Below are 26,534 nucleotides of genomic sequence, written 5' to 3'. Positions count from 1 at the left end.
GGCGTCCGGCGGGAACCCGTTCGGGTGGGCCCGGTGCGCGTCGCCGCCGCCGGGCGGGTGCGCGCTGGTAGCGGTGGTCCATGCTGCCCAACCCCCGCACCGGGAGGCGACGCGTCACGACCGCGCTGCTCGCCTCCGCCGTGTCCGTCTGCCTCCTCGCCGCGAGCGCCCCCTCGCCGGCCGTCCCGCTCGGGGTCGGCGACCGCCTCTTCCCGCACCTGGGCAACCCCGGCTACGACGTCACCTCGTACGACCTCGACTTCACCTACCCGGGCACGAACGACAAGCCGCTCACCGCCGTCACCACCATCGCCGCCCGCACGACGGGCCCGCTGGACCGGATCAACCTCGACTTCGCCCACGGCACCGTGCGGGCGGTCGAGATCGACGGCGTCCCGGCGACCTTCACGAGCGCCGGTGAGGACCTGGTAGTCACCCCGGAGGCACCGGTCCCGGCCGGCACCGGCCTGCGCGTCACCGTGCGGCACACCAGCGACCCCGTGTCCGCCCCGGGCCGGGACGGCGGCTGGGTGCGGACCAAGGACGGGCTCGCCATGGCCAACCAGGCCGACGCCGCCCACCTGGTGTTCCCGTGCAACGACCATCCGTCCGACAAGGCGATGTTCACCATCCGCGTCACCGCGCCCGAGGGGTACACGGCCGTCGCCAACGGGCTGCCCGCGGGAACCGACCGGCGTGCCGGGGCCACCACCTGGACGTACCGCACCGAGCACCCCATGGCCACCGAGCTGGCGCAGGTGTCCGTCGGACGCTCCGCCGTGGTGCACCGGAGCGGACCGCACGGACTGCCCGTCCGCGACGTGGTGCCCGCCGCGGACCGCGACCGCCTGGAACCGTGGCTCGCGAAGACACCCGGCCAGATCGCCTGGATGGAGGGCAAGGTCGGCCGGTACCCCTTCGAGACGTACGGGCTGCTGATGGCCGAGGCGCAGACCGGCTTCGAGCTGGAGACCCAGACCCTCTCGCTGTTCGAGAAGGACGTCTTCACCGAGCCCGCGTACCCCAAGTGGTACGTCGAGTCGATCATGGTGCACGAGCTGTCCCACCAGTGGTTCGGCGACAGCGTCAGCCCGCGCACCTGGTCCGACCTGTGGCTCAACGAGGGCCACGCCACCTGGTACGAGGCCCTGTACTCGGAGGAGAAGGCCGACCGGCCCATGGAGACGCGGATGAAGGCGGCCTATCGCGCCTCCGACTCCTGGCGGGCCTCGGGCGGTCCGCCGGCCGCACCGAAGGCGCCCAGGCCCGGCCAGAAGATCAGCATCTTCCGGCCCAGCGTCTACGACGGGGCCGCGCTGGTGCTGTACGCGCTCCGGCAGGAGATCGGGATCCCGGCCTTCGAGCGCCTGGAACGGACCTGGGTGGCCCTCCACCAGGACGGCACGGCGACCACCGCGGACTTCGTGAACCTCGCGTCGACCATGTCCGGGCGTGATCTGAGCGGGTTCTTCGAGGCGTGGCTCCACGCCGAGAGGACCCCGCCGATGCCGGGGCACCCGGACTGGCGGAGCGACGCCCCGCAGGCGCCGCACGCCAAGGGATAACTCACGTGACGAGACGGGGCGTGCCGTGCGACCATCTTTCAGGTCGGCGGCACGGCCCCCTCGGGGCCGGTGCGGCGGAAGCCGGGAATCTCCCGGAGGCCCCGGGCGTTGTCCACCATGACGGGCGGTGTCCGTCGCCGACACGCAGTCCCCATCGACGTAAGGATCCAATGACCTCCTCTTCTTCCCCTTCCCAGGACGCGCAGAGCCCCGCGCAGAACTACCCCGAAGGTCTTCGGGCCGATGCCCTGATGGAAGAGGACGTCGCCTGGAGCCACGAGATCGACGGAGAGCGGGACGGCGAGCAGTTCGACCGCTCCGAGCGAGCCGCCCTGCGTCGTGTCGCGGGCCTGTCCACCGAGCTGGAGGACGTCACCGAGGTCGAGTACCGGCAGCTCCGTCTGGAGCGCGTCGTACTCGTCGGTGTCTGGACCACGGGCTCGATGACCGACGCGGAGAACTCGCTGGCCGAGCTGGCCGCCCTCGCGGAGACCGCGGGGGCGCTCGTGCTCGACGGCGTGGTGCAGCGGCGCGACAAGCCCGACGCGGCCACGTACATCGGATCCGGCAAGGCCAACGAGCTGCGGGACATCGTCCTGGAGACCGGCGCCGACACCGTGATCTGCGACGGTGAGCTGAGCCCCGGCCAGCTGATCCACCTCGAGGACGTCGTCAAGGTCAAGGTCATCGACCGGACCGCCCTCATCCTGGACATCTTCGCCCAGCACGCCAAGTCCCGAGAGGGCAAGGCGCAGGTCGCGCTCGCGCAGATGCAGTACATGCTGCCGCGGCTGCGCGGCTGGGGTCAGTCGCTGTCCCGCCAGATGGGCGGCGGCAAGGGCGGCGGCCTCGCCACCCGTGGTCCCGGTGAGACCAAGATCGAGACGGACCGGCGCCGTATCCGCGAGAAGATGGCGAAGATGCGTCGTGAGATCGCGGACATGAAGACGGGCCGCGAGATCAAGCGTCAGGAGCGCCGGCGCCACAAGGTGCCCTCGGTCGCCATCGCGGGCTACACCAACGCCGGCAAGTCCTCGCTGCTCAACCGCCTCACGGGCGCGGGCGTGCTCGTCGAGAACGCGCTGTTCGCCACCCTCGACCCGACCGTGCGCCGGGCCGAGACCCCCAGCGGGCGGCTGTACACGCTGGCCGACACGGTCGGTTTCGTCCGGCACCTGCCGCACCACCTGGTCGAGGCGTTCCGCTCCACGATGGAGGAGGTCGGCGACGCCGACCTGATCCTGCACGTGGTGGACGGTTCGCACCCGGCTCCGGAGGAGCAGCTGGCCGCCGTGCGCGAGGTCATCCGCGACGTGGGCGCGACGAACGTGCCCGAGATCGTGGTGATCAACAAGGCGGACGCCGCCGACCCGCTGATGCTGCAGCGGCTGATGCGGATCGAGAAGCGTTCCATCGCGGTCTCGGCCCGTACCGGCCGGGGCATCGCCGAGCTGCGCGCGCTGATCGACAACGAGTTGCCGCGTCCCTCGGTCGAGATCGAGGCGCTCGTGCCGTACACCCAGGGCCAGCTGGTCGCGCGGGCGCACGACGAGGGCGACGTCATCTCCGAGGAGCACACCCCGGAGGGCACCCTGCTCAAGGCGCGGGTGCACGAGGAGCTCGCGGCGGATCTCGCGCCGTACACTCCGGCGCCGCTCGCCTGATCCGGGCCGTCCCGCCGCGGCACGGCCAGGACCGGCGCCGGGCGGACCGCAGGACGTACGAAGGCCCGCTCCCTCTCGCAGGGGGCGGGCCTTCGCCGTACGCGTCGCGTCTCGCAGGATGCGCGCTTGTGTGGTGAGCACTGCGTCTCGCGGAGTGCGGGCGCCACGAGCGCCGTGTCTCGCAGGGGGACGGGCCTGCCCGGCGCGTGCCGCGTTCCGCGGAGGCCGGGCGCCCGTCACGCCGGACGCGTCACTGCCCGGCGAACTTCCCGCTGACCGAGTCGTACACACCCTTGGCCTCGGCCCCCAGGTGCGGACCCGCCAGCCATCCCGAACTCACCGGACCGATCGAGGTGTTGGAGACCAGTGCCGGCTTGCCGTCCGACCCCGTCGCGACCCAGCCGCCGCCGGACGAGCCGCCAGTCATCGTGCAGCCGATGCGGTACATCGTCGGGTCCGACTTCACGATCGACAGCCGTCCCGGCCGGTCCGTGCACTGGAACAGCTTCTGCCCGTCGTAGGGAGCGGCGGCCGGATAACCGGTCGCCGTGATGCTCGACACCTTCGGTACGGCCGGGGCGTTGAAGTTCACCGGCAGGGCCGAACCGACGGTCTCCTCCAGGGACTTGCCGTTGCTGCCCTTCTCCGGGGTCACGTGCAGCACGGCGAAGTCGTACGGCGCTCCCTCGCCGCCCGTCGCACCACCCTGTTCGATCCACTGGTCCGAGGTCTGCGCCCAGTCGCTCCACCACACACCGTAGGGAGCGATCTCCTCCTTGGCGACGTTCTGCAACTGGTCCGCGTTCTTCCCGGCGTTGTTGTAGGCCGGGACGAACGCGATGTTGCGGTACCAGCCGCCCTTCTTGCCGGCGTGCACGCAGTGGCCCGCCGTCCACACCATGTTCGACTTGCCCGGGTGGGCCGGGTCCTTCACCACGGTCGCCGAGCAGACCATCGTGCCCTCGGGGGAGTCGAAGAGCACCTTGCCCGCCTCGGGCGCACTGTCGTGATAGGCGGCCTGCACGGAACGCGCGGCCACGGGAGCCGGCGTCGCGTCGGTGACGCCCTGGTCACCGGAGATGTCGTTCTCGTCGACGCCCTTGTCCTGGTCCGGGTCGTCCGCGTCACGCATCCGGTCCGGGTCCCACAGGTCCTTGATGATGGGATTGACGAACTCGTCCGCCTCGCGCAGCCAGTCGTCCTTGTCCCAGTTCTTCCAGGCGCCGCCCTTCCACTTGTCGATGTCGAAGCCGTGCTCCTTGAGCTTGTCCTTGACGTCCTGAGGAATCTTGATCTTGCCGTCGCTGCTCCGGGTCGCGGAGGCCTTCGCGTCGGCGTTGGTCTGCTCGTCCCCCGAGCCGCAGGCGGTGGCGGTCAGTGCGAGCGTCGCCGTGAGGCCGACGGCGGCGAGGAGGGGGGAGGTTCTGCGACGCGTGCTCCCCCCTCGGCGGGCGGTGAAGGGCGGGCGTATGGATCGCATGGTGTGAACTCCCCCTGGACGTGAGAAACATCTGTGCCGACTCGGTGACGGCCGTACGCAGGCAGCCCTGCTACGGATCCGCCGGTCCGGACCCCTCGGTGGGGACCGCGAGGTGCCGGTCAGCGTCAGGGCCGATGACCCTTCCGTACCGCTGAACGGCACCACACACTATGCGGTCGCTGTGGGGGACTCCCGACGGAACGGCAACGGTTCCGTCACGGCAAGGATCTTCGACCCACCCGCTTCCCCTCGCCTGCCTCGTCGTTGGTATGTACGGGGGGCGTCCCGCCTGCGTTCGAAACCCCCGCCAACTCGCCTCTGAGCAGCGGGAGGACCAGTAGTCGTGGCCGTGACGGAGTCTGCGGTGTGGGGGCGTGAGCCCGCGAAGGAGCGGGAGGAGAGCGAGCCCTGCACGGCGCACGCGGCGCACGAGGGCATCCTCCGGCGCCAGTCGGCGCGCGAGTCCGCGGCGCGCACCTATGCGCGCGCCCTGCCGATCGTGCCCGTCCGCGCGCGCGGGCTGACGATCGAGGGCGCCGACGGGCGCCGCTATCTCGACTGCCTGTCCGGCGCGGGGACCCTCGCCCTCGGCCACAACCATCCGGTGGTCCTGGAGGCGATCAGGAAGGTCCTCGACTCCGGTGCTCCCCTGCATGCCCTGGACCTGGCCACCCCCGTCAAGGACGCCTTCACCACCGAGCTGTTCCGCACGCTTCCCTCCGCGTTCGCCGACCGGGCGCGCGTCCAGTTCTGCGGACCGGCCGGCACGGACGCCGTCGAGGCCGCGTTCAAGCTGGTGCGCGCCGCGACCGGACGCGGTGCGCTGCTCGCCTTCACCGGCGCCTACCACGGGATGACCGCGGGGGCGCTCGACGCATCCGGGGGTGCGACCGAGGTGCGGGTCGCGCGGCTGCCGTATCCGCAGGACTACCGCTGTCCCTTCGGGGTGGGCGGGGCCCGGGGGGCCGATCTCGCCGCCCGCTGGACCGAGTCGGTCCTGGACGACGTCAAGTCGGGAGTGCCGCATCCCGCGGGCATGATCCTCGAACCGGTCCAGGGCGAGGGCGGGGTGATCCCCGCGCCGGACGACTGGATGCGGCGCATGCGCGAGATCACCCGGGCCCGGTCCATCCCGCTGATCGCCGACGAGATCCAGACGGGGGTCGGCCGCACCGGCGCCTTCTGGGCCGTCGAGCACAGCGGGATCACGCCCGACGTGATGGTCCTGTCCAAGGCGATCGGTGGCAGTCTCCCGCTGGCGGTCGTGGTCTACCGGGACGAACTCGACGTGTGGCAACCGGGCGCCCACGCAGGGACGTTCCGCGGGAACCAGCTCGCCATGGCCGCGGGCACGGCCACCCTCCGGCATGTCCGCCAGAACCACCTCGCCGAGCGCGCCGCCACGTTGGGCGCGCGTCTGCTCGGTCAACTGCGCGCGCTGTCGGGGGAGTTCCCCTGCGTCGGCGACGTACGCGGGCGGGGGCTGATGATCGGCCTGGAGCTGGTGCGGCCGGAGGCCTCCGGCACGGGCCCGCCGCCCGCCGCCCCCGAACTGGCCGCCGCCGTCCAGCGGGAGTGCTTGCGACGCGGTCTCATCGTGGAACTCGGCGGCCGCCGGGAGAGTGTCGTCCGCCTCCTCCCACCCCTGACGATCACCGACGAACAGGTGAACGCCGTACTGGAACGGCTGGCGGAGGCGGTGGGGGCGGTGAGCCGGGGGGCCGTCGGGCGCGCGACCGGCGGCCGCGGGCGCGGTGAGAGAGCGCCCGGCGAGTCTTGACCGCGCTTGCGGGCCCGGGACGTGCGCCTGGCCGTCCGGGCTGTGCCGGGGACGCGGGGTCGGGCTTGGACGGGGGCGAGTCCGGACCTGGGCCCCCGGCTGGAGCCGCGCCGCTGGTGATCAATCGTCGCCGCCTGCCGACCGCAACCGGCAACCGGCAGCGAGGCCCCCATCCGCAACCCGCCCGCCAACCACCCGCCCGCACCTCGCGCGCCTCTTGCCCCCGCCCCCGGCCCCGCCGGGATCCAGCCCGCCCGCACGACCCCAGACCTCACAAGGAACGCCCGTGAACCCCACCCCCGCACCCGACGGCTTTCCGCAGGGCCCCGAGCGAGAGCCCAGCGGCGGTCGGGCCCCGGCCGGCCCGGAAGCCGTCTCGGTACCCCGGCAGAAGGACGGGACCACGCCCGGGGCCGGGAGCCGGCGTCCGCCGGAGGCCGAGGACCTGCTCGGGCATCCCGACGCGCACACCGCGGCCCAGGCGGCGGCGATCGAGAACCTGCTGCGCTGCTGGGTCCGGGAGAACGACCTCGGGGCCCCCGACGACGGTGTCCTCCGCATTCCCCTTGCGGCCACCGGCACGGCTCTCGTCGCGGCGGTCCACTACTGGTCCCCGACCGGCTGGCACCGCTTCGGTCTTCCCCGGCTCGCCGGCGCCCCCGTGACGGCTCCTCCCGCGGACGCCGTCACGGTGGCCGCGCTGCTGGCCAGGGAGACGACGGCCGCCGGAGCAGCCCCCCACGTGAGCGCGAGCGCGATCGGAGACGTGAACGACCTGGTGGGACGGGTCGCCGACTCCGTACGTCGGACCGTGTCCTTCATCGACGACCGCCGGGAACGCCCGGGTGACGCGCCCGACCACTTCCTCGCCGCCGAGCAGGCGCTGCTCCTCGGGCACCCCCTGCACCCGACGCCGAAGAGCCGCGAGGGACTCTCCGACGCGGACTCCCGCCCGTACTCGCCCGAACTGCGCGGCTCCTTCCCCCTGCACTGGCTCGCGGTCGCGCCCTCCGTTCTGGCGGCGGACTCGGCGTGGACGGAACGCGGTCGCCCCGTGGCCGCCGGCCGGCTGACCGCGCGCCTCGCCGGTACCGGACTGCCGCTGCCCGACGGTCACACCGCCCTGCCGCTGCACCCCTGGCAGGCCCGCGAGATCCGGCAGCGTCCGCAGACCGAGGCCCTGTTCACCGCGGGGCTGCTCCGCGACCTGGGACCGTACGGTTCTCCATGGCACCCGACCTCCTCCGTGCGCACCCTCTACCGCTCCGGCTCCCCGGCGATGCTCAAGGTGTCGCTCGCGCTGCGCATCACCAACTCCCGTCGTGAGAACCTCCGCAAGGAACTCCACCGCGGCGTCGAGGTCCACCGCCTGCTGCGCTCCGGCCTGTCCGAGCAGTGGCGGGCCGCCCACCCGGGCTTCGACATCGTCCGCGATCCGGCGTGGCTCGCCGTCGACGACCCGGACGGCAGCCCCGTCCAGGGGCTCGACGTGGTGATCCGGCACAACCCCTTCGGCCCGACGGACGACGTCTCCTGCGTGGCCGGGTTCGTCTCGCCCCGGCCGCGTGCCGAGGACGGCCGCGGCCCGCACCCCGTCCTGGAGTCCCGGCTCGCCGAGGTCGTCACCCGCCTCGCCCGCCGTACCGGTCGCTCCCGCGGAGCCGTGGCCACCGAATGGTTCCTGCGCTACCTCGAACAGGTCGTGCGTCCCGTGCTCTGGCTGGACGGGGAGGCCGGCATCGCCCTGGAGGCACACCAGCAGAACACCCTGCTCGTGCTGGACCCCGACGGCTGGCCCGCGGGCGGACGCTACCGCGACAACCAGGGCTACTACTTCCGCGCGTCACGGCGCGCGGAACTCGACGCCCGGCTGCCCGGCATCGGCGTCCCGAGCGACACCTTCGTCTCCGACGAGGTCACCGACGAGCGCTTCGCCTACTACCTCGGCATCAACAACGTACTGGGCCTCATCGGCGCCTTCGGGTCGCAGCGCCTCGCGCACGAGGAGCTGCTGCTCGCCGCCTTCCGGCGCTTCCTCGCCGACGCGGCGAGCGGCCCCGACCGGCTGCGCACGTCCCTGCCCGCGTACCTGCTGGACTCGGCAGTCCTGCGCTGCAAGGCCAACCTGCTGACCCGACTGCACGGCCTCGACGAGCTCGTCGGCCCGGTCGACACCCAGTCCGTCTACGTCACCCTCACCAACCCCCTGCGCCCCTGAGGACCACGACCCACCCCGTCTGCTGAGAGGAGCGTCGCCGTGCCTCCCACCGATGCGAGCACCGACGCCGCAACCGCCCCCGTCGCCGGCCTCGGGACCGACCAGGGCCCCGGCCCGGGCCCGGACGGCGAGGACACCCTGGACCTGCGCCTGCCCGACGAGTTCCTCGCGCTCCTCGCCGAGGACGCCCGGACACACGGCGAGGCCGACGAGGAGGAGCGGGACGCTGCGGGCCCGGGCACCCTCACCCCGGCCGCCGACGACCTGCTCGACGACGTCCGTGCCTGGGGGCCGACGGCCACACCGGCCGGTGTCTTCCAGCTCGTCCCCGTTCGCCTTCCGCGCGATCTTCCGCTCGTCGCACGGTGGATGAACGATCCCGCCGTCGCCGCGTTCTGGGAGCTCGCCGGCCCCGAGGAGGTGACCGAACGGCACCTGCGCGACCAGTTGGCCGGGGACGGACGCAGCCTGCCCTGCCTCGGAGTACTGGACGGCACCCCGATGAGCTACTGGGAGCTCTACCGCGCCGACCTCGACCCGTTGGCCCGCCACTACCCGGCCCGCCCGCACGACACCGGGATCCACCTGCTCGTCGGCGGGGTCGCCGACCGCGGGCGGGGCCTCGGTTCCACCCTGCTGCGTGCCGTCGCGGGCCTCGTGTTCGCGAACCGGCCCGCGTGCGCACGTGTCGTCGCCGAACCCGACCTGCGCAACACCCCGTCCGTCTCGGCGTTCCTGCGAGCCGGCTTCCGGTACTCCGCCGAGCTCGGCCTGCCAGGCAAGCGGGCCGCCCTCATGGTCAGGGAGCGGGCCCTGCGCGATGTCCTGTAGCGCCGAGGGCACCGGCAACCCGGCCGTCGGCCCCGCCGTCGCATCCGTCCTGATCACACCCCTCGGCTCCGGCGTGATCGCCCGGTTGTCAGTCCCGCCCCGTAGGGTGGTCGCGCTATGACGAAGCCCTCACTCCCCGAACTCCTGCACGCCGCCGTCACCGCCGTCGGCGGTACGGAGCGTCCCGGCCAGGTGACCATGGCCGAAGCCGTCGCCGACGCGATCGACGACGGATCCCACCTCCTGGTCCAGGCCGGCACCGGCACCGGAAAGTCGCTCGGCTACCTGGTGCCCGCCCTCGCGCACGGGGAGCGCGTCGTCGTGGCGACGGCCACCCTGGCGCTGCAGCGGCAGCTCGTCGAGCGGGACCTCCCGCGCACCGTCGAGTCGCTGCATCCGCTGCTGCGCCGCCGCCCGAACTTCGCGATGCTCAAGGGCCGCTCCAACTACCTGTGCCTGCACCGGCTGCACGAGGGCATGCCGCAGGACGAGGAGGAGGGCCTCTTCGACCAGTTCGAGGCGGCCGCGCCCACCAGCAAGCTCGGCCAGGACCTCGTGCGCCTGCGCGACTGGTCCGACGAGACGGAGACCGGCGACCGGGACGACCTCACCCCCGGGGTCTCCGACCGGGCCTGGGCGCAGATCTCCGTCTCCTCCCGGGAGTGCCTGGGCGCCTCGAAGTGCGCGTACGGCGCGGAGTGCTTCGCCGAGATGGCACGTGAGCGCGCCAAGCTCGCGGACGTCGTCGTCACCAACCACGCGCTCCTCGCGATCGACGCCATCGAGGGGGCACCCGTCCTCCCGCAGCACGAGGTCCTGATCGTGGACGAGGCCCACGAGCTGGTCTCCCGGGTCACCGGTGTGGCGACCGGCGAGCTCACTCCGGGGCAGGTCAACCGCGCGGTGCGCCGGGCCGCGAAGCTTGTGAACGAGAAGGCCGCCGACCAGCTCCAGACCGCCGCCGAGGGCTTCGAGCGGCTGATGGAGCTGGCCCTGCCCGGCCGGCTCGAAGAGATCCCGGAGGACCTCGGGTACGCCCTGATGGCACTGCGCGACGCCGCTCGCACGGTGATCTCGGCGATCGGCGCCACACGTGACAAGTCCGTCCAGGACGAGGACGCCGTGCGCAAGCAGGCCCTCGCCTCGGTGGAGTCGGTGCACGACGTGGCGGAGCGCATCACGAACGGCTCCGAGTGGGACGTCGTCTGGTACGAGCGCCACGACCGCTTCGGTGCGTCGCTGCGGGTCGCTCCCATGTCCGTCTCGGGGCTCCTCAGGGAGAAGCTGTTCGCGGACCGCTCGGTCGTCCTGACCTCGGCGACACTGAAGCTGGGCGGCGACTTCAACGGGGTGGGGGCGTCGCTCGGCCTCGGCCCGGAGGGCGCCGAGGGCGAGGACCTGCCGCAGTGGAAGGGCGTCGACGTCGGATCGCCCTTCGACTATCCCAAGCAGGGCATTCTCTATGTCGCCAAGCATCTCTCCCGTCCCGCGCGGGACGGCGACCGCGGAGACATGCTGGACGAACTGACCGAGCTGATCCAGTCCGCCGGCGGCCGCACGCTCGGCCTGTTCTCCTCGATGCGGGCCGCCCAGCTCGCGGCCGAGGAGCTGCGCACGCGCATCCCCGAGTACCCCATCCTGCTGCAGGGCGAGGAGACGCTCGGCGAGCTGATCAAGAACTTCGCCGCCGACCCGAAGACGTGTCTGTTCGGCACGCTCTCCCTCTGGCAGGGCGTCGACGTGCCGGGGCCCAGCTGCCAGCTGGTGGTCATGGACAAGATTCCGTTCCCGCGCCCCGACGACCCGCTGATGAGCGCCCGGCAGAAGGCGGTCGAGGAGGCGGGCGGGAACGGCTTCATGGCCATTGCCGCGACCCACGCGGCGCTGCTGATGGCCCAGGGCGCCGGTCGTCTCGTGCGGGCGTCGGGGGACCGCGGGGTGGTCGCCGTGCTGGACCAGCGACTGGCGACGGCGCGCTACGGCAGCTATCTCAAGGCCTCGCTGCCCGATTTCTGGTACACCACGGACCGCAATCAGGTGCGCCGGTCGCTGTCCGCGATCGATGAAGCGGCCCGCAAGGCGGAGACCGCCTCGGTCGCGGCCGAGGCCACTTCGGTCCCGGTGGACGATGCCTCGGTCCCGGCGGACGACAGCTCCGTGACCACTGCAGACGCGTAGAAACGGTCCGGGTCCGTCCCTCGGGACGGACCCGGATCTGTGCCGTCACCCGGGAGACCGGACAGCACTGGGCCCCGGAACCGGCGCAGGTGGTCCCGGGGCCCGGTCAGGGGCGGGCGCGCGGCGAGGGCGCCCGCGCGGGCTCACACCCGCCGCAGCACGGCGACCACCTTGCCGAGGATGGTCGCCTCGTCACCGGGGATCGGCTGGTACGCGGAGTTGTGCGGCAGGAGCCATACGTGGCCGTCCTCGCGCTTGAACCGCTTGACCGTCGCCTCGCCGTCGAGCATGGCGGCGACGATGTCGCCGTTCTCCGCCACCGGCTGGCGCCGGACCGTCACCCAGTCCCCGTCACAGATGGCCGCCTCGATCATCGAGTCACCGACGACCTTCAGGACGAAGAGCTCACCGTCGCCGACCAGCTGCCGGGGGAGAGGGAAGACGTCCTCGACCGATTCCTCGGCGAGGATCGGGCCACCGGCGGCGATGCGGCCGACCAGCGGGACGTACGACGCGGCGGGCTTGCCCGCGGTGTCCGTGGGCTGCACGGAGGACTGGTCGGAGCCGCGGACCTCGTACGCGCGGGGGCGGTGCGGGTCGCGGCGCAGGAAGCCCTTGCGCTCCAGCGCCATCAGCTGGTGGGCGACCGACGACGTGCTGGACAGGCCCACCGCCTGGCCGATCTCCCGCATCGACGGCGGGTAGCCGCGACGCTGCACGGAGTCCCTGATGACCTCGATCACCCGGCGCTGTCGGTCCGTGAGCCCGGAGCTGTCCGCCCGGATGCCTGGAGGTCGGCCGGGCAGGGACCGCTTGGGCCCCTCGTTCATGGCTTCGTTCATCGCATGCACCGGCTCGAGTCGGCTCTGGGAGCGGTCCTGGGCAGTGATGGTGGCACTGTCTGCGGTGGTGGTCACGTCGGCCCCTCTCGATGGTCTCCCTGCTGGACAACGGTAGTGGCTTTCGAAAGGTTGCGCCAAACACACGTTCGAGTGAAAAACCGGGGATTGACTGACGTGATCAGGCACCTGGGTGTATGGCTGACGCCGCGTCCGAAGGACAAAACAGCGGATTGCTGTACTCTTCACGGCCGGGCGCCGACCGTGCCGACAGCTGCCGGGCCGCGGCCAGTCTGCCATCAGGCGGCCCCTCGGCCGTGAACCGGCCCCTTCCGTGCGTCGCGCGCCGCGGTCCGCCGCGCCTCCGCCCCGGTATTGCAGGGCGGCGAACGCTGTCACGAGTGCGACACGCGCGCCCCGTGTGGATTTACGTGCCTGGCACCACATGTAGTGGTTGGATTGTCACAGCAGCCCAGAAGTTGTGGTCCCCCGGGTCTCCGGGTCACAGGGCATCGCCTATGCTGGGGGCTGCTTCGAGGGGCCCGAGAGGTCCCTGAGGTCTATGAGTCGTGCCGTGAAGGAGGGTTGGAGCCATGCACTGCCCCTTCTGCAGGCACCCCGACAGCCGCGTCGTCGACAGCCGTACGACCGACGACGGCACGTCGATCCGCAGGCGCCGCCAGTGCCCCGACTGCTCCCGTCGTTTCACGACGGTGGAGACGTGCTCGCTGATGGTCGTCAAGCGGTCCGGTGTCACCGAGCCCTTCAGCCGCACCAAGGTCATCAACGGCGTGCGCAAGGCGTGCCAGGGCCGGCCCGTCACCGAGGACGCGCTCGCCCAGCTCGGCCAGCGGGTCGAGGAGGCGGTGCGGGCCACCGGAAGCGCCGAACTGACCACCCACGACGTGGGACTGGCCATACTCGGCCCGCTGCAGGAACTCGACCTCGTGGCCTATCTGCGGTTCGCGTCCGTCTACCGGGCGTTCGACTCGCTCGAGGACTTCGAGGCCGCGATCGTGGAACTCAGGCAGGACAAGCAGCGCTCCGACGCGGACGGCGACGCGGAGCGCCAGGTGACCGACCGCGGGTCCGGAGGGACTGCCCAGGTCCCCGTGCCCGTGAGCGCCGCCGACTGACCGGCGGGCCGGGCCCGGCGGATCCGTCCGGCCCCGGTCGACCGGCGGCGACCAAAGACCAGCTGCGGGGGACCGCTCACGCGGCTCTCGCAGTACCAGACACACAACGTGCCATGGGAAGAACGTGGCACTTCAGGGCGTTTTAGCCTGATACAGGGAGGCGGCATGACAGAGACGGCGAGCGGTCCGGCACGGAGTTCCCGCGCCAAGGGCCCCAAGGCGAGCAAGGGACTGCGTGTCGAGCGCATCCACACCACCCCCGGCGTGCACCCGTACGACGAGGTCGAGTGGGCCAGCCGTGACGTCGTCATGACCAACTGGCGCGACGGCTCGGTCAACTTCGAGCAGCGTGGCGTCGAGTTCCCCGACTTCTGGTCGGTGAACGCGGTCAACATCGTCACCAGCAAGTACTTCCGCGGCGCTGTGGGCACCCCGCAGCGCGAGGTGAGCCTCAAGCAGCTCATCGACCGGATCGTGAAGACGTACCGGAAGGCCGGCGAGGACTACAAGTACTTCGCCTCCCCCGCCGACGCCGAGATCTTCGAGCACGAGCTGGCGTACGCCCTCCTGCACCAGATCTTCAGCTTCAACTCGCCGGTCTGGTTCAACGTCGGCACGCCGCAGCCCCAGCAGGTCTCCGCCTGCTTCATCCTGTCCGTCGACGACTCCATGGAGTCGATCCTCGACTGGTACAAGGAAGAGGGCATGATCTTCAAGGGCGGCTCCGGCGCCGGCCTGAACCTCTCCCGTATCCGCTCCTCCAAGGAGCTGCTCTCCTCGGGCGGCAACGCCTCCGGTCCCGTCTCCTTCATGCGCGGCGCCGACGCCTCCGCGGGAACCATCAAGTCGGGCGGCGCCACGCGTCGTGCGGCGAAGATGGTCATCCTCGACGTCGACCACCCCGACATCGAGGACTTCATCCAGACCAAGGTGAAGGAAGAGGAGAAGATCCGCGCCCTGCGGGACGCGGGCTTCGACATGGACCTGGGCGGCGACGACATCACGTCCGTCCAGTACCAGAACGCCAACAACTCGGTCCGCGTGAACGACACGTTCATGAAGGCGGTCGAGGAGGGCGGCAAGTTCGGCCTCACCTCGCGCATGACCGGCGAGGTCATCGAGGAGGTCGACGCCAAGTCCCTCTTCCGCAAGATGGCCGAGGCCGCCTGGGCCTGCGCCGACCCGGGCATCCAGTACGACGACACGATCAACCACTGGCACACGTGCCCGGAGTCCGGCCGTATCAACGGCTCGAACCCGTGCAGCGAGTACATGCACCTGGACAACACGTCCTGCAACCTCGCCTCGCTGAACCTGATGAAGTTCCTGAAGGACGACAACAAGGGCCACCAGTCCTTCGACGTCGAGCGCTTCGCGAAGGTCGTCGAGCTCGTCATCACCGCGATGGACATCTCCATCTGCTTCGCCGACTTCCCGACCCAGAAGATCGGCGAGAACACCCGCGCCTACCGCCAGCTGGGCATCGGCTACGCCAACCTCGGCGCCCTCCTCATGGCGACCGGCCACGCGTACGACTCCGACGGCGGCCGCGCCCTCGCCGGCGCCATCACCTCCCTGATGACCGGCACCTCGTACCGGCGCTCCGCCGAACTCGCCGCGGTCGTCGGCCCGTACGACGGCTACGCCCGCAACGCCCAGCCGCACCAGCGCGTCATGAAGCAGCACTCCGACGCCAACGCCGTGGCCGTCCGCATGGACGACCTGGACACGCCGATCTGGGCCGCCGCCACGGAGGCCTGGCAGGACGTGCTCCGCCTCGGCGAGAAGAACGGCTTCCGCAACGCGCAGGCCTCGGTCATCGCCCCGACCGGCACCATCGGTCTGGCGATGTCCTGCGACACCACCGGTCTCGAGCCCGACCTCGCCCTGGTCAAGTTCAAGAAGCTGGTCGGCGGCGGCTCGATGCAGATCGTCAACGGCACCGTTCCGCAGGCCCTGCGTCGCCTGGGCTACCAGGAGGAGCAGATCGAGGCGATCGTCGCCCACATCGCCGAGAACGGCAATGTGATCGACGCGCCCGGCCTCGCGCACGAGCACTACGAGGTCTTCGACTGCGCCATGGGCGAGCGCTCCATCTCCGCGATGGGCCACGTCCGCATGATGGCCGCGATCCAGCCGTGGATCTCCGGCGCCCTCTCCAAGACGGTCAACCTGCCGGAGACGGCGACCGTCGAGGACGTCGAGGAGGTCTACTTCGAGGCGTGGAAGATGGGCGTCAAGGCGCTCGCGATCTACCGCGACAACTGCAAGGTCGGCCAGCCCCTCTCCGCGAAGACCAAGGAGAAGGAGAAGGCGGAGGTGACGGCCACGGCCGAGGACACCATCCGTGCCGCGGTCGAGAAGGTCGTCGAGTACCGCCCGGTCCGCAAGCGCCTCCCCAAGGGCCGTCCCGGCATCACCACCTCCTTCACGGTGGGCGGCGCCGAGGGCTACATGACCGCCAACTCCTACCCGGACGACGGTCTCGGCGAGGTCTTCCTGAAGATGTCCAAGCAGGGCTCGACGCTCGCGGGCATGATGGACGCCTTCTCGATCGCCGTCTCGGTCGGTCTGCAGTACGGCGTGCCGCTGGAGACGTACGTCTCGAAGTTCACGAACATGCGCTTCGAGCCGGCCGGTATGACCGACGACCCGGACGTGCGGATGGCGCAGTCGATCGTCGACTACATCTTCCGGCGTCTGGCGCTCGACTTCCTGCCCTTCGAGACGCGCTCCGCGCTCGGCATCCACTCGGCCGAGGAGCGCCAGCGTCACCTGGAGACCGGTTCGTACGAGCCGACCGACGACGAGATGGACGTCGAGGGCCTGGCCCAGTCCGCGCCCCGCGCGCAGGAACTGAAGGCCGTCGCCACTCCGAAGGCCGAGGCCGAGGCGGTCAAGCCCGCCCCGCAGCAGGCGCACACCAGCGCCGAGCTCGTGGAGATGCAGCTGGGCATCCAGGCGGACGCCCCCCTGTGCTTCTCCTGCGGTACGAAGATGCAGCGGGCCGGTTCCTGCTACATCTGCGAGGGCTGCGGCTCGACCAGCGGCTGCAGCTGAGCCTGACCGGCCGCGAGGCCTGAAGCACCGAAAGTGAGCGGGGAGCCGGCGAATCGCCGGCTCCCCGTTCGCGTACCACGACGCCTCCCGCGGCCGCCGGCCGCCACCGCTCAGGCGGCGGCGGCCGGCGGCGGGCTCATGCCTCGCGTCGGTTGCCCATGATCCGGGTGAAGTCCGCCGGGTCGGTGTCGTAGCCGTCGATCCCGGGGTGGAAGGTCCACTCCCCGGAGTCGTCGCGCACGAACTCCCCGACGGTCGCCGCAGTCGCCCCGAGCACACCGCTGAAGTCGTCCTCGGCGAGGACGGTGTACCCCTCCCGCATGCGCAGGCCCGGGTTGATCACGCCGACGAACGTCTTGTGGCCGGACCGCTGCTGTATGACGACGCCGACCACCACGCGCGTGTAGCGCGCGCCGAGGCGGTTCAGCTCCAGCGTCATGACCTCGTCCCAGCCGAAGCCCTTGCCGTCCTGGCTGTCCCGGTCGAGGTAGATGGTGCCGTCCGGGGAGCGGCTGTCGAAGTGCACCACGTAGTCGGGGCTCCCGTACGGGGCGTCCGCCAAGTAGGTCGCGGCGACGATGTCGAGATCGGTGTTCGGCTCGCCCGCGGGACTCGGGTCCCACTTCACCGCCACCTCGACCTTGCTGATGCCCTTGCTGAGACCGTTCACCAGATCTTCCCTCCCCGAAATCCAACTGTCTGTCTGCCCCAACTGGGCTGATCTAAAGGCCGGTTGCACATCGTGCCATGCACGCGGGGGCGTTCGCTCGGATGCACTCCGCCGGAGCGTGACCGGCGCCACGCTCCCTGGCCTTACGATGGCGCGGTGCTGGTCAAGTGGATTCGCTGCACCGTGGTGGACCGCCGCGGTTTCGAGCGGGGGCAGCGGAAGTGGGCGGGGCTTCTGGGGGAGCCGGGGTTCCGGGGGCAGGGCGGGGGCTGGAGCCGGGGGCGGCCGGGTGTGGCGCACATCTTCGCCTTCTGGGAGAGCCGCGCCTTCTACGACTCCTTCATGGCCCGTTCCCACGACCGGCTCGCCGCCGCGCAGTCGGGGACCTTCAAGGACTCCCAGGCCAAGCTCTTCGACCACCGGTTCGATGTGAAGACCGGCTTCGAGCCGCGGTTCACGGACGCCGACCTGGTCCGGGTGGCGCACTGCCGCGTCCACGAGGAGCGCGCCGAGCACTTCGCCCTCATGCAGGAGAAGGTGTGGAACCCGGCCATGGCGGGCTCCCCGGGCATGATCCGCGGGCTGTTCGGCGAGGCGCCGGGCCGGGAATTCCTGATCCTGTCCATGTGGCAGTCTGCCGCGGAGCACGGCAAGTACCGGGCCGAGCGCGTGGAGCGACTCGCCCTGCGGGCCCAGACCGAGGCCGACGTCGCCGCCCTGGCCGGGGACATAGTCCAGCTGGAGCCCTCCTGGATCGTCTGAGGGGACGGGGGCGCGCCCGGGGGAGAAACGCGTCCGCGAGCGCCCTGACGAGGCGGATTTGTGTGATCTACGCCGTACGGAGCCCGCACGAGTGCTCGAACGGGCGTCGGCCGATCTAGGGTTTCGGCATGGCACGACCACGGCGCATCGTTCTTGTCCGGCACGGCGAGTCGGCAGGCAACGCCGATGACACCGTGTACGAACGCGAGCCGGACCACGCGCTGGCGCTCACCGACACCGGGTGGCGGCAGGCCGAGGAACGGGGCAAGCAGCTTCGCGAGCTCTTCGGCCGTGAGCGCGTAAGCGTTTACGTCTCCCCGTACCGCCGCACGCTCGAGACCTTCCAGGCCTTCCACCTCGACCCCGGGCTGGTGCGCGTGCGCGAGGAGCCCCGGCTGCGTGAGCAGGACTGGGGCAACTGGCAGGACCGCGACGACGTACGTCTGCAGAAGGCGTACCGGGACGCGTACGGCCACTTCTTCTACCGCTTCGCCCAGGGGGAGTCCGGCGCCGACGTGTACGACCGCGTCGGCAACTTCCTGGAGAGCCTGTACCGGAGCTTCGAGGCTCCCGACCACCCGCCGAACGTGCTCCTCGTGACCCACGGCCTCGCCATGCGGCTCTTCTGCATGCGCTGGTTCCACTGGACGGTCGCGGATTTCGAGTCGCTGTCGAACCCGGGGAACGCGGAGATGCGGATGCTCGTTCTCGGGGACAACGGCAAGTACACGCTTGACCGGCCTTTCGAACGCTGGCGTGATCCGGAACCGTACGGAGTCACCGGATAGAGTGGCAGGGCGATGACCGCTGACTCCTCCCCCGACGAGCGCCTCGGCCGCGCGCTGTCCAGCCTGCGCGGACTCGCGGTCGGAGACGCGCTGGGCTCGCAGTTCTTCCTGCCCGCGAACTACCCGCTGCTCAAGCGCCGCGAGCTGCCCGCCGGGCCGTGGCGCTGGACGGACGACACCGCGATGGCCTCGTCCGTGGTGGCCGTGCTCGCCGCGCACCACCGCATCGACCAGGACCAGCTGGCCCGCTCCTTCGCCGAGAACCACGACGACGACCGGGGTTACGGGCCCGTCGTCGACCGCCTGCTGCGGCAGATCCGCGAGGGCCGCGACTGGCGGGAGCTGTCCTCCGCGCTCTTCAAGGGGCAGGGCTCCTGGGGAAACGGCGCAGCGATGCGGATCGCCCCCCTGGGCGCCTGGTACGCGGACGACCCGGAGCAGGCGACGCACCAGGCCGAGATCTCGGCGTACCCCACCCATCAGCACCGGGAGGCCGTCGTCGGCGCCATGGCCGTCGCCGCGGCCGCCGCCCTGGCCGCCGACCCGGCCGGCCCCCCGAGCGCGGAGTCGCTGCTCGACGGCGTCATCGCGCTCGTGCCGCGCAGCGCGGTCGGCGCGGGTCTGCGCCGAGCCCGCGACATGCTCGACTACGGCGACATCGCGACGGTCGCCGCCGTCCTCGGATGCGGGCGGCGCACGACGGCACACGACACGGTGCCGTTCGCCCTCTGGTCCGCCGCCCGGGCCCTCGGCGGGTACGAGGAGGCCTTCTGGGCGACCGCCCAGGTGGGCGGGGACATGGACACGACCTGCGCCATCGTCGGAGGCGTGGTCGCCTCCGGCAAGACCGGCATGCCGCCGAGCGCCTGGCTGGAGCGGACAGAACCGCTGCCGGAGTGGGTGGGAGTCCCGGCGTAGCGCGCGGACCCCGGGAGGGGCTGTCGCGGGGCCGTCGGGGAGTGCGCGAGGGTCCGCGGTCGGTGAGGGGCTTGTTCTCCGGGGACCTCGGCGCAGCGGTAGGCAAGGGGCTCGTTCTCCCCGGAACCTCGGCCGTAGCGGTCGGCGAGGGGCCTGTTCTCCGGGGGCTCTGGGTGACGGACCGCGCGGGCGGCGATCCGTCTGCTCTGCGGTGACCCTCGACCATGGCGGACGGGGTGAGGAGACCTCGCGGGAGGGGAAGCCCCCCGGGCCCCGGGCCGGGGCATCGCGGGTGCACTCACGTCACACGCGCCCCATGTGTCACAGAGCTGCTACAGCACGGCCGCACCAGGCCTGGAACCGTCCCCCGTGGATAACGTTGGCCGCCACGCCGCCTGTTGATCATGCCGGGCGGGCGCCGACATGACACCGGTCACCAGCCCCATCCGCCGCTCAGGCGTGCTCCGGGCTGCGGAGAGACCGGTAGGGAGGGGGTCCCGTGTCCGACACACCGTCCACGCCCGAGCCGGCAGACCCGGAGCCGAAGAGGCCCCAAGGAGTCGGCCTGGCCAAGAACGACGAGCCCGACGACGCCCCGGGGACCGAGATCGAGACCGAGGCAGAGACCGAGGCGGAGACCGAGGCGGAGACCGCTACGCCGGACGAGCGCACCGGTGTCGACGGCGCCTGGGCCGCCCCGGCGCCCAGCCCCGTGTTCTGGCTCGCCGACCTCCGGGTCGCGACGCCCGCGCCCATCGGTACGGCCACGCTGTGGGCGGTGCTCGCCACCGGGCTGCTGAGCATGCTGCTCCTGAGCGACGGTCTGGCGCTGAACCTGCTGCTCGTCGCGATCCCGGCCGCGCTCGCCGGCCACTTCGCCGCGCGGAACGCGGGGCGCCGCCCTCGTGCGTGGACCCTCGGCTGGGGGATCGGCGGACTCGCGCTCCTGGCGGTGCCGGCCCTGCGCGACGCCGACTGGCCGTCCTTCCTGGCCGTCGTCGCCGCGGTCGCGCTGGGCTCGCTCGCCCTGAACGGCGGCCGCGGCTGGCTCTCCGTGCTGCTCAGCCCGCTGGGCATGTTCAACTCCATCGTCACCGGTCCCGTGTGGGGCTGGCAGGGACTGCGCGCACGGGCGGGCGGCGCTCGCGGCCGCGTCGGTCCCGCCGCCCGTGCCCTGGCCGTCACCGCGGTCCTGCTGCTGGTCTTCGGAGCGCTGTTCGCGGGGGCCGACGCGGCGTTCGCCGATCTGCTCGGCGGCCTGCTGCCGGACGCCTCCGTCTCCGGCGGCCCCTGGCACCTCCTGCTCCTGGCGTTCGGCCTGGTCCTCGCACTCGCGGCCGCCCACACGGCGGCGGCACCCGTGCACTGGGACCGCGCCGAGATACCCGAGGGCAGGGCCCGCGGACGCGTCGAGTGGGCTCTGCCGCTGACCGTGCTCGTCGTGCTGTTCGCGGCCTTCAACGCCGTCCAGCTCGCCGTGCTGTTCGGCGGGTACGACGCCGTGCTGGAGAAGACGGGCCAGACCTACGCCGAGTACGCGCGGCAGGGCTTCTGGCAGCTCCTGATGGCGACCCTGCTGACCCTGCTCGTCATCGTCCTCGCCCTGCGGTGGGCGCCGCGCGGCGGAGCCCGCGACCGGACGCTGGTCCGCGGGGTGCTGGGAACCCTGTGCGCGCTGGCCCTCGTCGTGGTGGCGTCCGCGGTGCGGCGCATGGACATGTACGTGGAGGCGTACGGGCTGACCCGCCTGCGGCTGTCGGTGGTGGCGATGGAGCTCTGGCTCGGTCTCGTCCTCGTACTCATCATGGCCGCCGGAGTGTGGGGAGCACGCTGGCTGCCTCGCGTGATCGCGGCCAGTGCCGCCGCCGGAGTGCTCGCCTTCGGACTGATGTCACCCGACGCGCTGATCGCCGAGCGCAACGTCCAGCGCTACGAGGACACGGGCAGGATCGACCTCGACTACGCGCGCAGCCTCTCCGCCGACGCCGTACCGGTGCTGGACCGGCTGGAGGAGCCGCTGCGCAGCTGCGTCCTGCAGTCCGTGGCCGAGGACCTCGCGGACCACGAAGAGCCCTGGTACGCCACGAGTTGGGGCGAGGAACGGGCTCGGGACATCCTCGACCGGCGGCCGCCGTCGGAGAGCGCGACCTGGTCCGTGTGCAGCGGCCTCGGGAACGAGGACACGTACCGCTGAGCGTCCTCCACCGGGGGGCCGTGGGCCCTGACGTCGGGCCGAGGATGTGCGTACACCTGCGGCCGCTTCCCGGAGGGAGCGCGAAGGCCGGCCGGCGCGTTCCTGCCGTCGGTCTGCCGGGCGTCGCCCGGCCTTCGCGCCGCTCCCGTCAGCCTCCTGCGGGTCCCGCGGTGCCCGCGAGAGCGTCCAGGTCGCTCTTGCGGACCCTGATCACCACCGACGCGACGATCAGGGCGAGCACGGCCATCGCCGCGGCCGGGACGAACGCCGCCGCGATGCCCTCGGCGAGCACCTCGTGACCCCACGGAGCGGGCAATTGCTGCGTCTTGGCGAACTCGGCCTTCTGTTCGGGCGAGGCGGTGGCCAGGAAGCTCGGCAGCTGCTTCTCCGCCTCGTCCCGGCCCGCCGCGCCGAAGACCGTGGTGAGGATGGACAGGCCGAGCGATCCGCCGACCTGCTGCGTGGCGTTGAGCAGTCCCGAGGCCGCTCCCGCCTCGTGCACGGAGACGCCGGAGACCGCGGTGAGCGTCAGCGTCACGAAGTTGAGTCCCATGCCGAAGCCGAAGAGGAGCATGGGGCCGAGGATCCCGCCGGCGTAGGAGCTGTCCGGGCTGATGAAGGTCAGCCAGCCCAGCCCGAGGGCGACGAGCGTCGAGCCCACCACCATGAACGGCTTGGGGCCGAGCACGGGCAGGAACCGCTGCGACAGGCCGGCGCCGACCACGATCGCCACCGTCACGGGGAGGAAGGCCACGCCCGCCGAGATCGGGCTGTACCCCAGCACGTTCTGTACGAACAGCACGATGTAGAAGAACATGCCGAACATCGCCGCGGCGAGGCTGAGCATGATCACGTACGTGCCCGAGCGGTTCCGGTCGGCGAACATCCGCAGCGGAGTGATCGGCTCCTTGGCCCGCATCTCCACGAACCCGAACATCAGCAGGAGGACCACGGCGGCACCGAAGGAACCGACGGTGAGGCTGTCCCGCCAGCCCTCCTCCGCGGCCCGGATGAAGCCGTACACCAGGGAGGCCATGCCGAGGGTCGAGGTGAGCGCGCCCGCGATGTCGAAGCGGCCCGGGTGGCGCTCGGACTCGTTGATGTACATCGGGGCGAGCACGGCGATCAGCAGGCCGATGGGCACGTTCACGAAGAGGACCCAGCGCCAGTCGAGCCACTCGGTCAGCATGCCGCCCGCGAGGAGACCGACGGCGCCACCGCCCGCGGAGACCGCGGCGAAGACACCGAAGGCCCGGTTCCGCTCCGGGCCCTCCGGGAAGGTGGTGGTGATCAGCGCCAGAGAGGTGGGCGACGCGATGGCGCCACCCACGCCCTGCAGGGCGCGCGCCGCCATCAGCTGCCAGGGCTCCTGGGCCAGTCCGCCGAGCAGCGAGGCCGCCGTGAACAGCAGGATGCCGGTCATGAAGACCCGGCGTCGCCCGAGGATGTCGCCGGCCCGCCCGCCGAGCAGCAGCAGGCCGCCGAAGGTGAGGGTGTAGGCACTGACCACCCATGTCAGGTCGGTCGTGCTGAACTCGAGGGCGTCTTGAATGTGCGGGAGCGCGATGTTCACAATCGTCGCGTCGAGGACCACCATGAGTTGGCAGGCCGCGATGACCGCGAGTGCGATGCCGGGATGTCCCTCCCGACTGGCCGCTCCGGGCTTCTGTTTGGGAATCAACTGAGAGGTCGTCACTATGGGTCCCCCACAAGTACGTTAGTGAACGCTCGCGTTCACTGGCGCGTCAACGGTAGTGACTCCCCAACAGTGAACGCAAGCGTTCACTGAAGAAGCTGCCGCTTTTCGCGAGTGCCTGCCCGTCCCCAACCGGAATCCAAAATTCCGCATGCTCAACGGAGATACTGAGATGGCTACTTCGCGCTGGACGGCCGCCCCCGCTCAGGCGGCCTCCCCGCGTCGGCGCGGTGCCGTGCTCGAGCGCGCGATCCTCGAAGCCGCCCTGGAGCAACTCGGCACGGTCGGCTGGAACGGCCTCACGATGGAGGGCGTCGCCGCCGGTGCGCAGACCGGGAAGGCGGCGGTCTACCGCCGGTGGCCCTCCAAGGAGGACCTCGTCGCGGACGCGCTGAAGGCCGGGCTGCCGCGTCCGATGGAGGCGCCCGACCTGGGCAGCGTCCGTGAGGATCTGCTGGAACTGTGCCGGCGGGTGCGGGAGGCGATGTTCTCGCGGCCCGGCTTCGCGCTGCGCTCGGTCCTTCACGAATGCGACGCCGCCCAGGCCGAACGGTTCCACGGAGTGATCCTTGGCGGGGTCGTCGAGCCGACCATGGAACTGCTCCGCGAGGTCATCCACCGCGGCATCGCGCGAGGCGAGGTGCGAGCCGACGCCGCGAACAGCTATGTCTTCGACGCCGTCCCGGCGATGATGATGTACCGCTCGAAGGTGTGCGCCAGCGAATGGAGCGAGCGAGACCTGGCGGAGATGATCGATCAGCTGATGGTGCCGCTGCTGCGTCCGGGGGTGGGGTGAGGGCCGCGGTTCGGGTGGGGCGTGACGGCTGTGATCCGGGTGCGGTTCGGTCCCGGGGTGACGTCGTGGTTCGCGCGGGCTGTGATGGCCGCGGTTCGGCGCCGGGCGTGACGGTCGCGGTGGGGGGCGGGTTGGGACGGTCTGCTCCGGGTGGGTGCACGGGGCTCGTCCCGAGGCGGTGTGCCGGGGAGGCGTGGGTGTCGCCGGGGGGCGGGGCGGCGGACGCGAGATCTGCGGTGCCGGGGAGCCCGAGCGCGGCCGGGGGTCCGGTCGGCGTACGCGGGTCTGAGGCGTCCCAGGAAGCCCGGGTGTCGCCGGGGGATCGGGGCGGCGTACGCGGGGTCCGAGGCGTCCGGGGAAACCTGGGTGTCGCCGGGGCTTCCGGGCGGCGTACGCTAAGGGCGCCATGCCGTACGAACCTCCCACCCACACCGTCGAGCGCTCCCTCCGCGCCACGACCGGAGCGAAGGTCATCGCCGGTGTCGACGAGGTGGGGCGCGGTGCTTGGGCCGGCCCCGTCACCGTCTGCGCGGCGGTCACCGGACTGCGCCGACCGCCCGAGGGCCTCACCGACTCCAAGCTGCTCACCATCAAGCGCCGCACCGCGCTCGCGGAGGAGCTGCGCACCTGGGTGACGTCGTACGCGCTCGGTCACGCCTCCCCGGAGGAGATCGACGACATGGGCATGACCGCCGCACTGCGTCTCGCGGCGTCCCGCGCCCTGGAGTCCCTGCCGGTCCGTCCCGACGCCGTCATCCTGGACGGGAAGCACAACTACCTGGGCTCGCCCTGGCAGGTCCGTACGGTGATCAAGGGCGACCAGTCCTGCGTGGCCGTCGCCGCCGCCTCGGTGATCGCCAAGGTGCAGCGCGACAAAATGATGGCCGAACTGGGCATCGACCATGCAGACTTCGGTTTTGCGGCCAACGCCGGGTATCCGTCCCCGGTGCACAAGGCCGCGCTGGCGGAGCGGGGCCCCACCCCGTACCACCGGCTGACGTGGGCGTATCTTGATGCGCTGCCCCAGTGGCGGCACCTCAAGAAGGTCCGCGCCTGGGCGGACGGAAACGTTCCGGAGATCGAGGGCCAGCTCGGCTTCGATTTCTGACGGTCCCGCTCGCACGTATGTGCCACCCGCCGACGCGTGTCGCACCGGCGTTTGATAGACATCAGCTCATGCCTCTCATTCCCGAGGAGCCTCAGATTCACGAGAGTGCCCAGGGTCCCCGCGTCACGTCGGCCAGTGGCCGCACCGCGCCGACCCCCCGCCCCGTACCCGGCCCCCGTCCCGCGGCTCCGCCGCGTCCCGGCCGTCCGGGTCCTGTCCGGCCCGTGCCGGTCCAACGCACGCCGCGCGAACCGGCCGTGGCGAAGTCGGGGCCCGCGGCCCCGGCGGCCGCCAAGGCCACCCCGCAGATCCAGCTGATCCCGGCCTCGGCCGAGGGTGCGCTGGACGCCGCGGAAGAAGCCGTCGACCTGCTGCTCGAGTCCGGCCGCGCTCCGGGTGAGGTGCTGGTGATCACCACCGGCGAACCGCACCCGTGGGCCGCGCACGAACTCTCCTTCGGCGAGACCGCCTACTGGGGTCTGCACGACGCCGGCGACGACGTCTTCTACGCCGACGCCTCCGTCGCGAGCCGGACCGCGTCCCGACCCGTGGTCGTGGTCGCCGTCAACGGCGGTTCCGTCGCTGCCGTCGCCTCCGCGCTGCCGCTGGCCCTGAGCCGGTCCGGCGCCCTGCTGATCGTCTGCGGCGACCCGCAGCAGATCAACTCGGTGCTGGGCGCGGGGGTCTGAGCCTGCTCCGGACGCTGTCCGGGACAGCTCGATGCCACCACCCACCCACCGTCCGTTCCCGGTTCCGTCCGGGGGCGGGGTGGGGCGGGGACGGCAGCGTGGCGGGGAGATGACCCGGGGTGCCGCATCAGCGGCGCCTGCACGGTGGGCAGTTCCCGGTGC

19 protein-coding genes are annotated in these 26,534 nt (G+C 71.6%); 15 read left to right on the top strand and 4 right to left on the bottom strand.

Annotated elements, in window-relative coordinates; translation table 11 throughout:
* Positions 1-80 precede the first annotated feature (80 nt).
* Entirely contained in the window at positions 81-1,565 is a 1,485-nt protein-coding gene (locus tag ACZ4NT_RS21680) for a M1 family metallopeptidase (protein WP_467726983.1), read from the top strand.
* 170 nt (positions 1,566-1,735) lie between these two features.
* Entirely contained in the window at positions 1,736-3,229 is a 1,494-nt protein-coding gene (gene hflX / locus ACZ4NT_RS21675) for a GTPase HflX (RefSeq protein ID WP_121406503.1), read from the top strand.
* A gap of 250 nt (positions 3,230-3,479) precedes the next feature.
* Here the strand turns inward: hflX and ACZ4NT_RS21670 are convergent, their stop codons facing one another.
* Positions 3,480-4,709 (bottom strand): hypothetical protein, encoded by a 1,230-nt coding sequence (locus ACZ4NT_RS21670; protein WP_121406504.1) that lies wholly within the window; start codon positions 4,707-4,709, stop codon positions 3,480-3,482.
* Between the two features lie 343 nt (positions 4,710-5,052).
* Between ACZ4NT_RS21670 and ACZ4NT_RS21665 the strand changes: the two genes are divergently transcribed.
* The 4 genes from ACZ4NT_RS21665 to ACZ4NT_RS21650 all read left to right on the top strand — a co-directional run bounded on the left by ACZ4NT_RS21665 (position 5,053) and on the right by ACZ4NT_RS21650 (position 11,716).
* A complete protein-coding gene (locus ACZ4NT_RS21665; protein ID WP_121406505.1) occupies positions 5,053-6,489 on the top strand; it encodes a diaminobutyrate--2-oxoglutarate transaminase family protein in 1,437 nt (478 codons plus the stop codon).
* A gap of 286 nt (positions 6,490-6,775) precedes the next feature.
* Positions 6,776-8,707: an IucA/IucC family protein gene (locus tag ACZ4NT_RS21660; RefSeq protein WP_467726980.1), complete on the top strand. Its 1,932-nt coding sequence runs from the start codon at positions 6,776-6,778 to the stop codon at positions 8,705-8,707.
* A gap of 39 nt (positions 8,708-8,746) precedes the next feature.
* On the top strand, positions 8,747-9,538 hold the full coding sequence (locus ACZ4NT_RS21655; protein ID WP_121406507.1) for a GNAT family N-acetyltransferase: 792 nt from the start codon (positions 8,747-8,749) through the stop codon (positions 9,536-9,538).
* A gap of 117 nt (positions 9,539-9,655) precedes the next feature.
* The gene (locus ACZ4NT_RS21650; protein WP_467726978.1) at positions 9,656-11,716 is read left to right on the top strand and encodes an ATP-dependent DNA helicase; all 2,061 of its coding nucleotides are present in this window, start codon (positions 9,656-9,658) and stop codon (positions 11,714-11,716) included.
* 143 nt (positions 11,717-11,859) lie between these two features.
* Here ACZ4NT_RS21650 and lexA read toward each other — a convergent pair whose 3' ends face one another.
* Complete coding sequence (lexA, locus tag ACZ4NT_RS21645) at positions 11,860-12,633, bottom strand: transcriptional repressor LexA (protein ID WP_121406508.1); 774 nt, start codon at positions 12,631-12,633, stop codon at positions 11,860-11,862.
* A 515-nt stretch (positions 12,634-13,148) separates the two neighbouring features.
* Here lexA and nrdR point away from each other — a divergent pair.
* Both nrdR and ACZ4NT_RS21635 read left to right on the top strand, forming a co-directional pair.
* Positions 13,149-13,691, top strand: a complete 543-nt coding sequence (gene nrdR / locus ACZ4NT_RS21640) for a transcriptional regulator NrdR (protein ID WP_121406509.1) — start codon at positions 13,149-13,151, stop codon at positions 13,689-13,691.
* A gap of 165 nt (positions 13,692-13,856) precedes the next feature.
* Complete coding sequence (locus ACZ4NT_RS21635) at positions 13,857-16,751, top strand: vitamin B12-dependent ribonucleotide reductase (protein ID WP_121406510.1); 2,895 nt, start codon at positions 13,857-13,859, stop codon at positions 16,749-16,751.
* Positions 16,752-16,887: 136 nt separating this feature from the next.
* Here the strand turns inward: ACZ4NT_RS21635 and ACZ4NT_RS21630 are convergent, their stop codons facing one another.
* Positions 16,888-17,421: a TerD family protein gene (locus ACZ4NT_RS21630; protein ID WP_121406511.1), complete on the bottom strand. Its 534-nt coding sequence runs from the start codon at positions 17,419-17,421 to the stop codon at positions 16,888-16,890.
* 156 nt (positions 17,422-17,577) lie between these two features.
* Between ACZ4NT_RS21630 and ACZ4NT_RS21625 the strand changes: the two genes are divergently transcribed.
* The 4 genes from ACZ4NT_RS21625 to ACZ4NT_RS21610 all read left to right on the top strand — a co-directional run bounded on the left by ACZ4NT_RS21625 (position 17,578) and on the right by ACZ4NT_RS21610 (position 22,083).
* Positions 17,578-18,183, top strand: a complete 606-nt coding sequence (locus ACZ4NT_RS21625; RefSeq protein ID WP_467726976.1) for a YdbC family protein — start codon at positions 17,578-17,580, stop codon at positions 18,181-18,183.
* Between the two features lie 128 nt (positions 18,184-18,311).
* Positions 18,312-18,971, top strand: coding sequence for a histidine phosphatase family protein (locus ACZ4NT_RS21620; RefSeq protein WP_121406513.1), 660 nt, complete (start codon positions 18,312-18,314; stop codon positions 18,969-18,971).
* Between the two features lie 12 nt (positions 18,972-18,983).
* The gene (locus tag ACZ4NT_RS21615; RefSeq protein WP_121406514.1) at positions 18,984-19,889 is read left to right on the top strand and encodes an ADP-ribosylglycohydrolase family protein; all 906 of its coding nucleotides are present in this window, start codon (positions 18,984-18,986) and stop codon (positions 19,887-19,889) included.
* A 499-nt stretch (positions 19,890-20,388) separates the two neighbouring features.
* Complete coding sequence (locus tag ACZ4NT_RS21610; protein WP_467726975.1) at positions 20,389-22,083, top strand: DUF4153 domain-containing protein; 1,695 nt, start codon at positions 20,389-20,391, stop codon at positions 22,081-22,083.
* Positions 22,084-22,231: 148 nt separating this feature from the next.
* Here ACZ4NT_RS21610 and ACZ4NT_RS21605 read toward each other — a convergent pair whose 3' ends face one another.
* A complete protein-coding gene (locus tag ACZ4NT_RS21605; RefSeq protein ID WP_467726973.1) occupies positions 22,232-23,779 on the bottom strand; it encodes an MFS transporter in 1,548 nt (515 codons plus the stop codon).
* A gap of 172 nt (positions 23,780-23,951) precedes the next feature.
* Between ACZ4NT_RS21605 and ACZ4NT_RS21600 the strand changes: the two genes are divergently transcribed.
* The 3 genes from ACZ4NT_RS21600 (at position 23,952) to ACZ4NT_RS21590 (ending at position 26,372) form a co-directional block, all read left to right on the top strand.
* Positions 23,952-24,575 (top strand): TetR/AcrR family transcriptional regulator, encoded by a 624-nt coding sequence (locus tag ACZ4NT_RS21600; RefSeq protein ID WP_121406516.1) that lies wholly within the window; start codon positions 23,952-23,954, stop codon positions 24,573-24,575.
* Between the two features lie 406 nt (positions 24,576-24,981).
* Positions 24,982-25,683 carry a ribonuclease HII gene (locus ACZ4NT_RS21595; RefSeq protein ID WP_121406517.1) on the top strand — a complete coding sequence of 234 codons (702 nt, stop codon included), beginning with the start codon at positions 24,982-24,984 and terminating at the stop codon, positions 25,681-25,683.
* A gap of 68 nt (positions 25,684-25,751) precedes the next feature.
* Positions 25,752-26,372: a hypothetical protein gene (locus tag ACZ4NT_RS21590; protein WP_121406518.1), complete on the top strand. Its 621-nt coding sequence runs from the start codon at positions 25,752-25,754 to the stop codon at positions 26,370-26,372.
* Positions 26,373-26,534: the final 162 nt, after the last annotated feature.

It is taken from the genome of Streptomyces sp. NPDC026417 (assembly GCF_055567695.1).
The sequence above is the reverse complement of the archived record's forward strand: the minus strand, read 5'-3'. Positions and strand labels throughout refer to the sequence as shown.

Coding starts and splice junctions, on each gene's coding strand:
- ACZ4NT_RS21635 (WP_121406510.1), top strand. CDS start 13,857: ATGACAGAGACGGCGAGCGGTCCGGCACGGAGTTCCCGCGCCAAGGGC.
- ACZ4NT_RS21670 (WP_121406504.1), bottom strand. CDS start 4,709: ATGCGATCCATACGCCCGCCCTTCACCGCCCGCCGAGGGGGGAGCACG.
- ACZ4NT_RS21620 (WP_121406513.1), top strand. CDS start 18,312: ATGGCACGACCACGGCGCATCGTTCTTGTCCGGCACGGCGAGTCGGCA.
- ACZ4NT_RS21615 (WP_121406514.1), top strand. CDS start 18,984: ATGACCGCTGACTCCTCCCCCGACGAGCGCCTCGGCCGCGCGCTGTCC.
- nrdR (WP_121406509.1), top strand. CDS start 13,149: ATGCACTGCCCCTTCTGCAGGCACCCCGACAGCCGCGTCGTCGACAGC.
- ACZ4NT_RS21600 (WP_121406516.1), top strand. CDS start 23,952: ATGGCTACTTCGCGCTGGACGGCCGCCCCCGCTCAGGCGGCCTCCCCG.
- hflX (WP_121406503.1), top strand. CDS start 1,736: ATGACCTCCTCTTCTTCCCCTTCCCAGGACGCGCAGAGCCCCGCGCAG.
- ACZ4NT_RS21650 (WP_467726978.1), top strand. CDS start 9,656: ATGACGAAGCCCTCACTCCCCGAACTCCTGCACGCCGCCGTCACCGCC.
- ACZ4NT_RS21680 (WP_467726983.1), top strand. CDS start 81: ATGCTGCCCAACCCCCGCACCGGGAGGCGACGCGTCACGACCGCGCTG.
- ACZ4NT_RS21590 (WP_121406518.1), top strand. CDS start 25,752: ATGCCTCTCATTCCCGAGGAGCCTCAGATTCACGAGAGTGCCCAGGGT.
- ACZ4NT_RS21595 (WP_121406517.1), top strand. CDS start 24,982: ATGCCGTACGAACCTCCCACCCACACCGTCGAGCGCTCCCTCCGCGCC.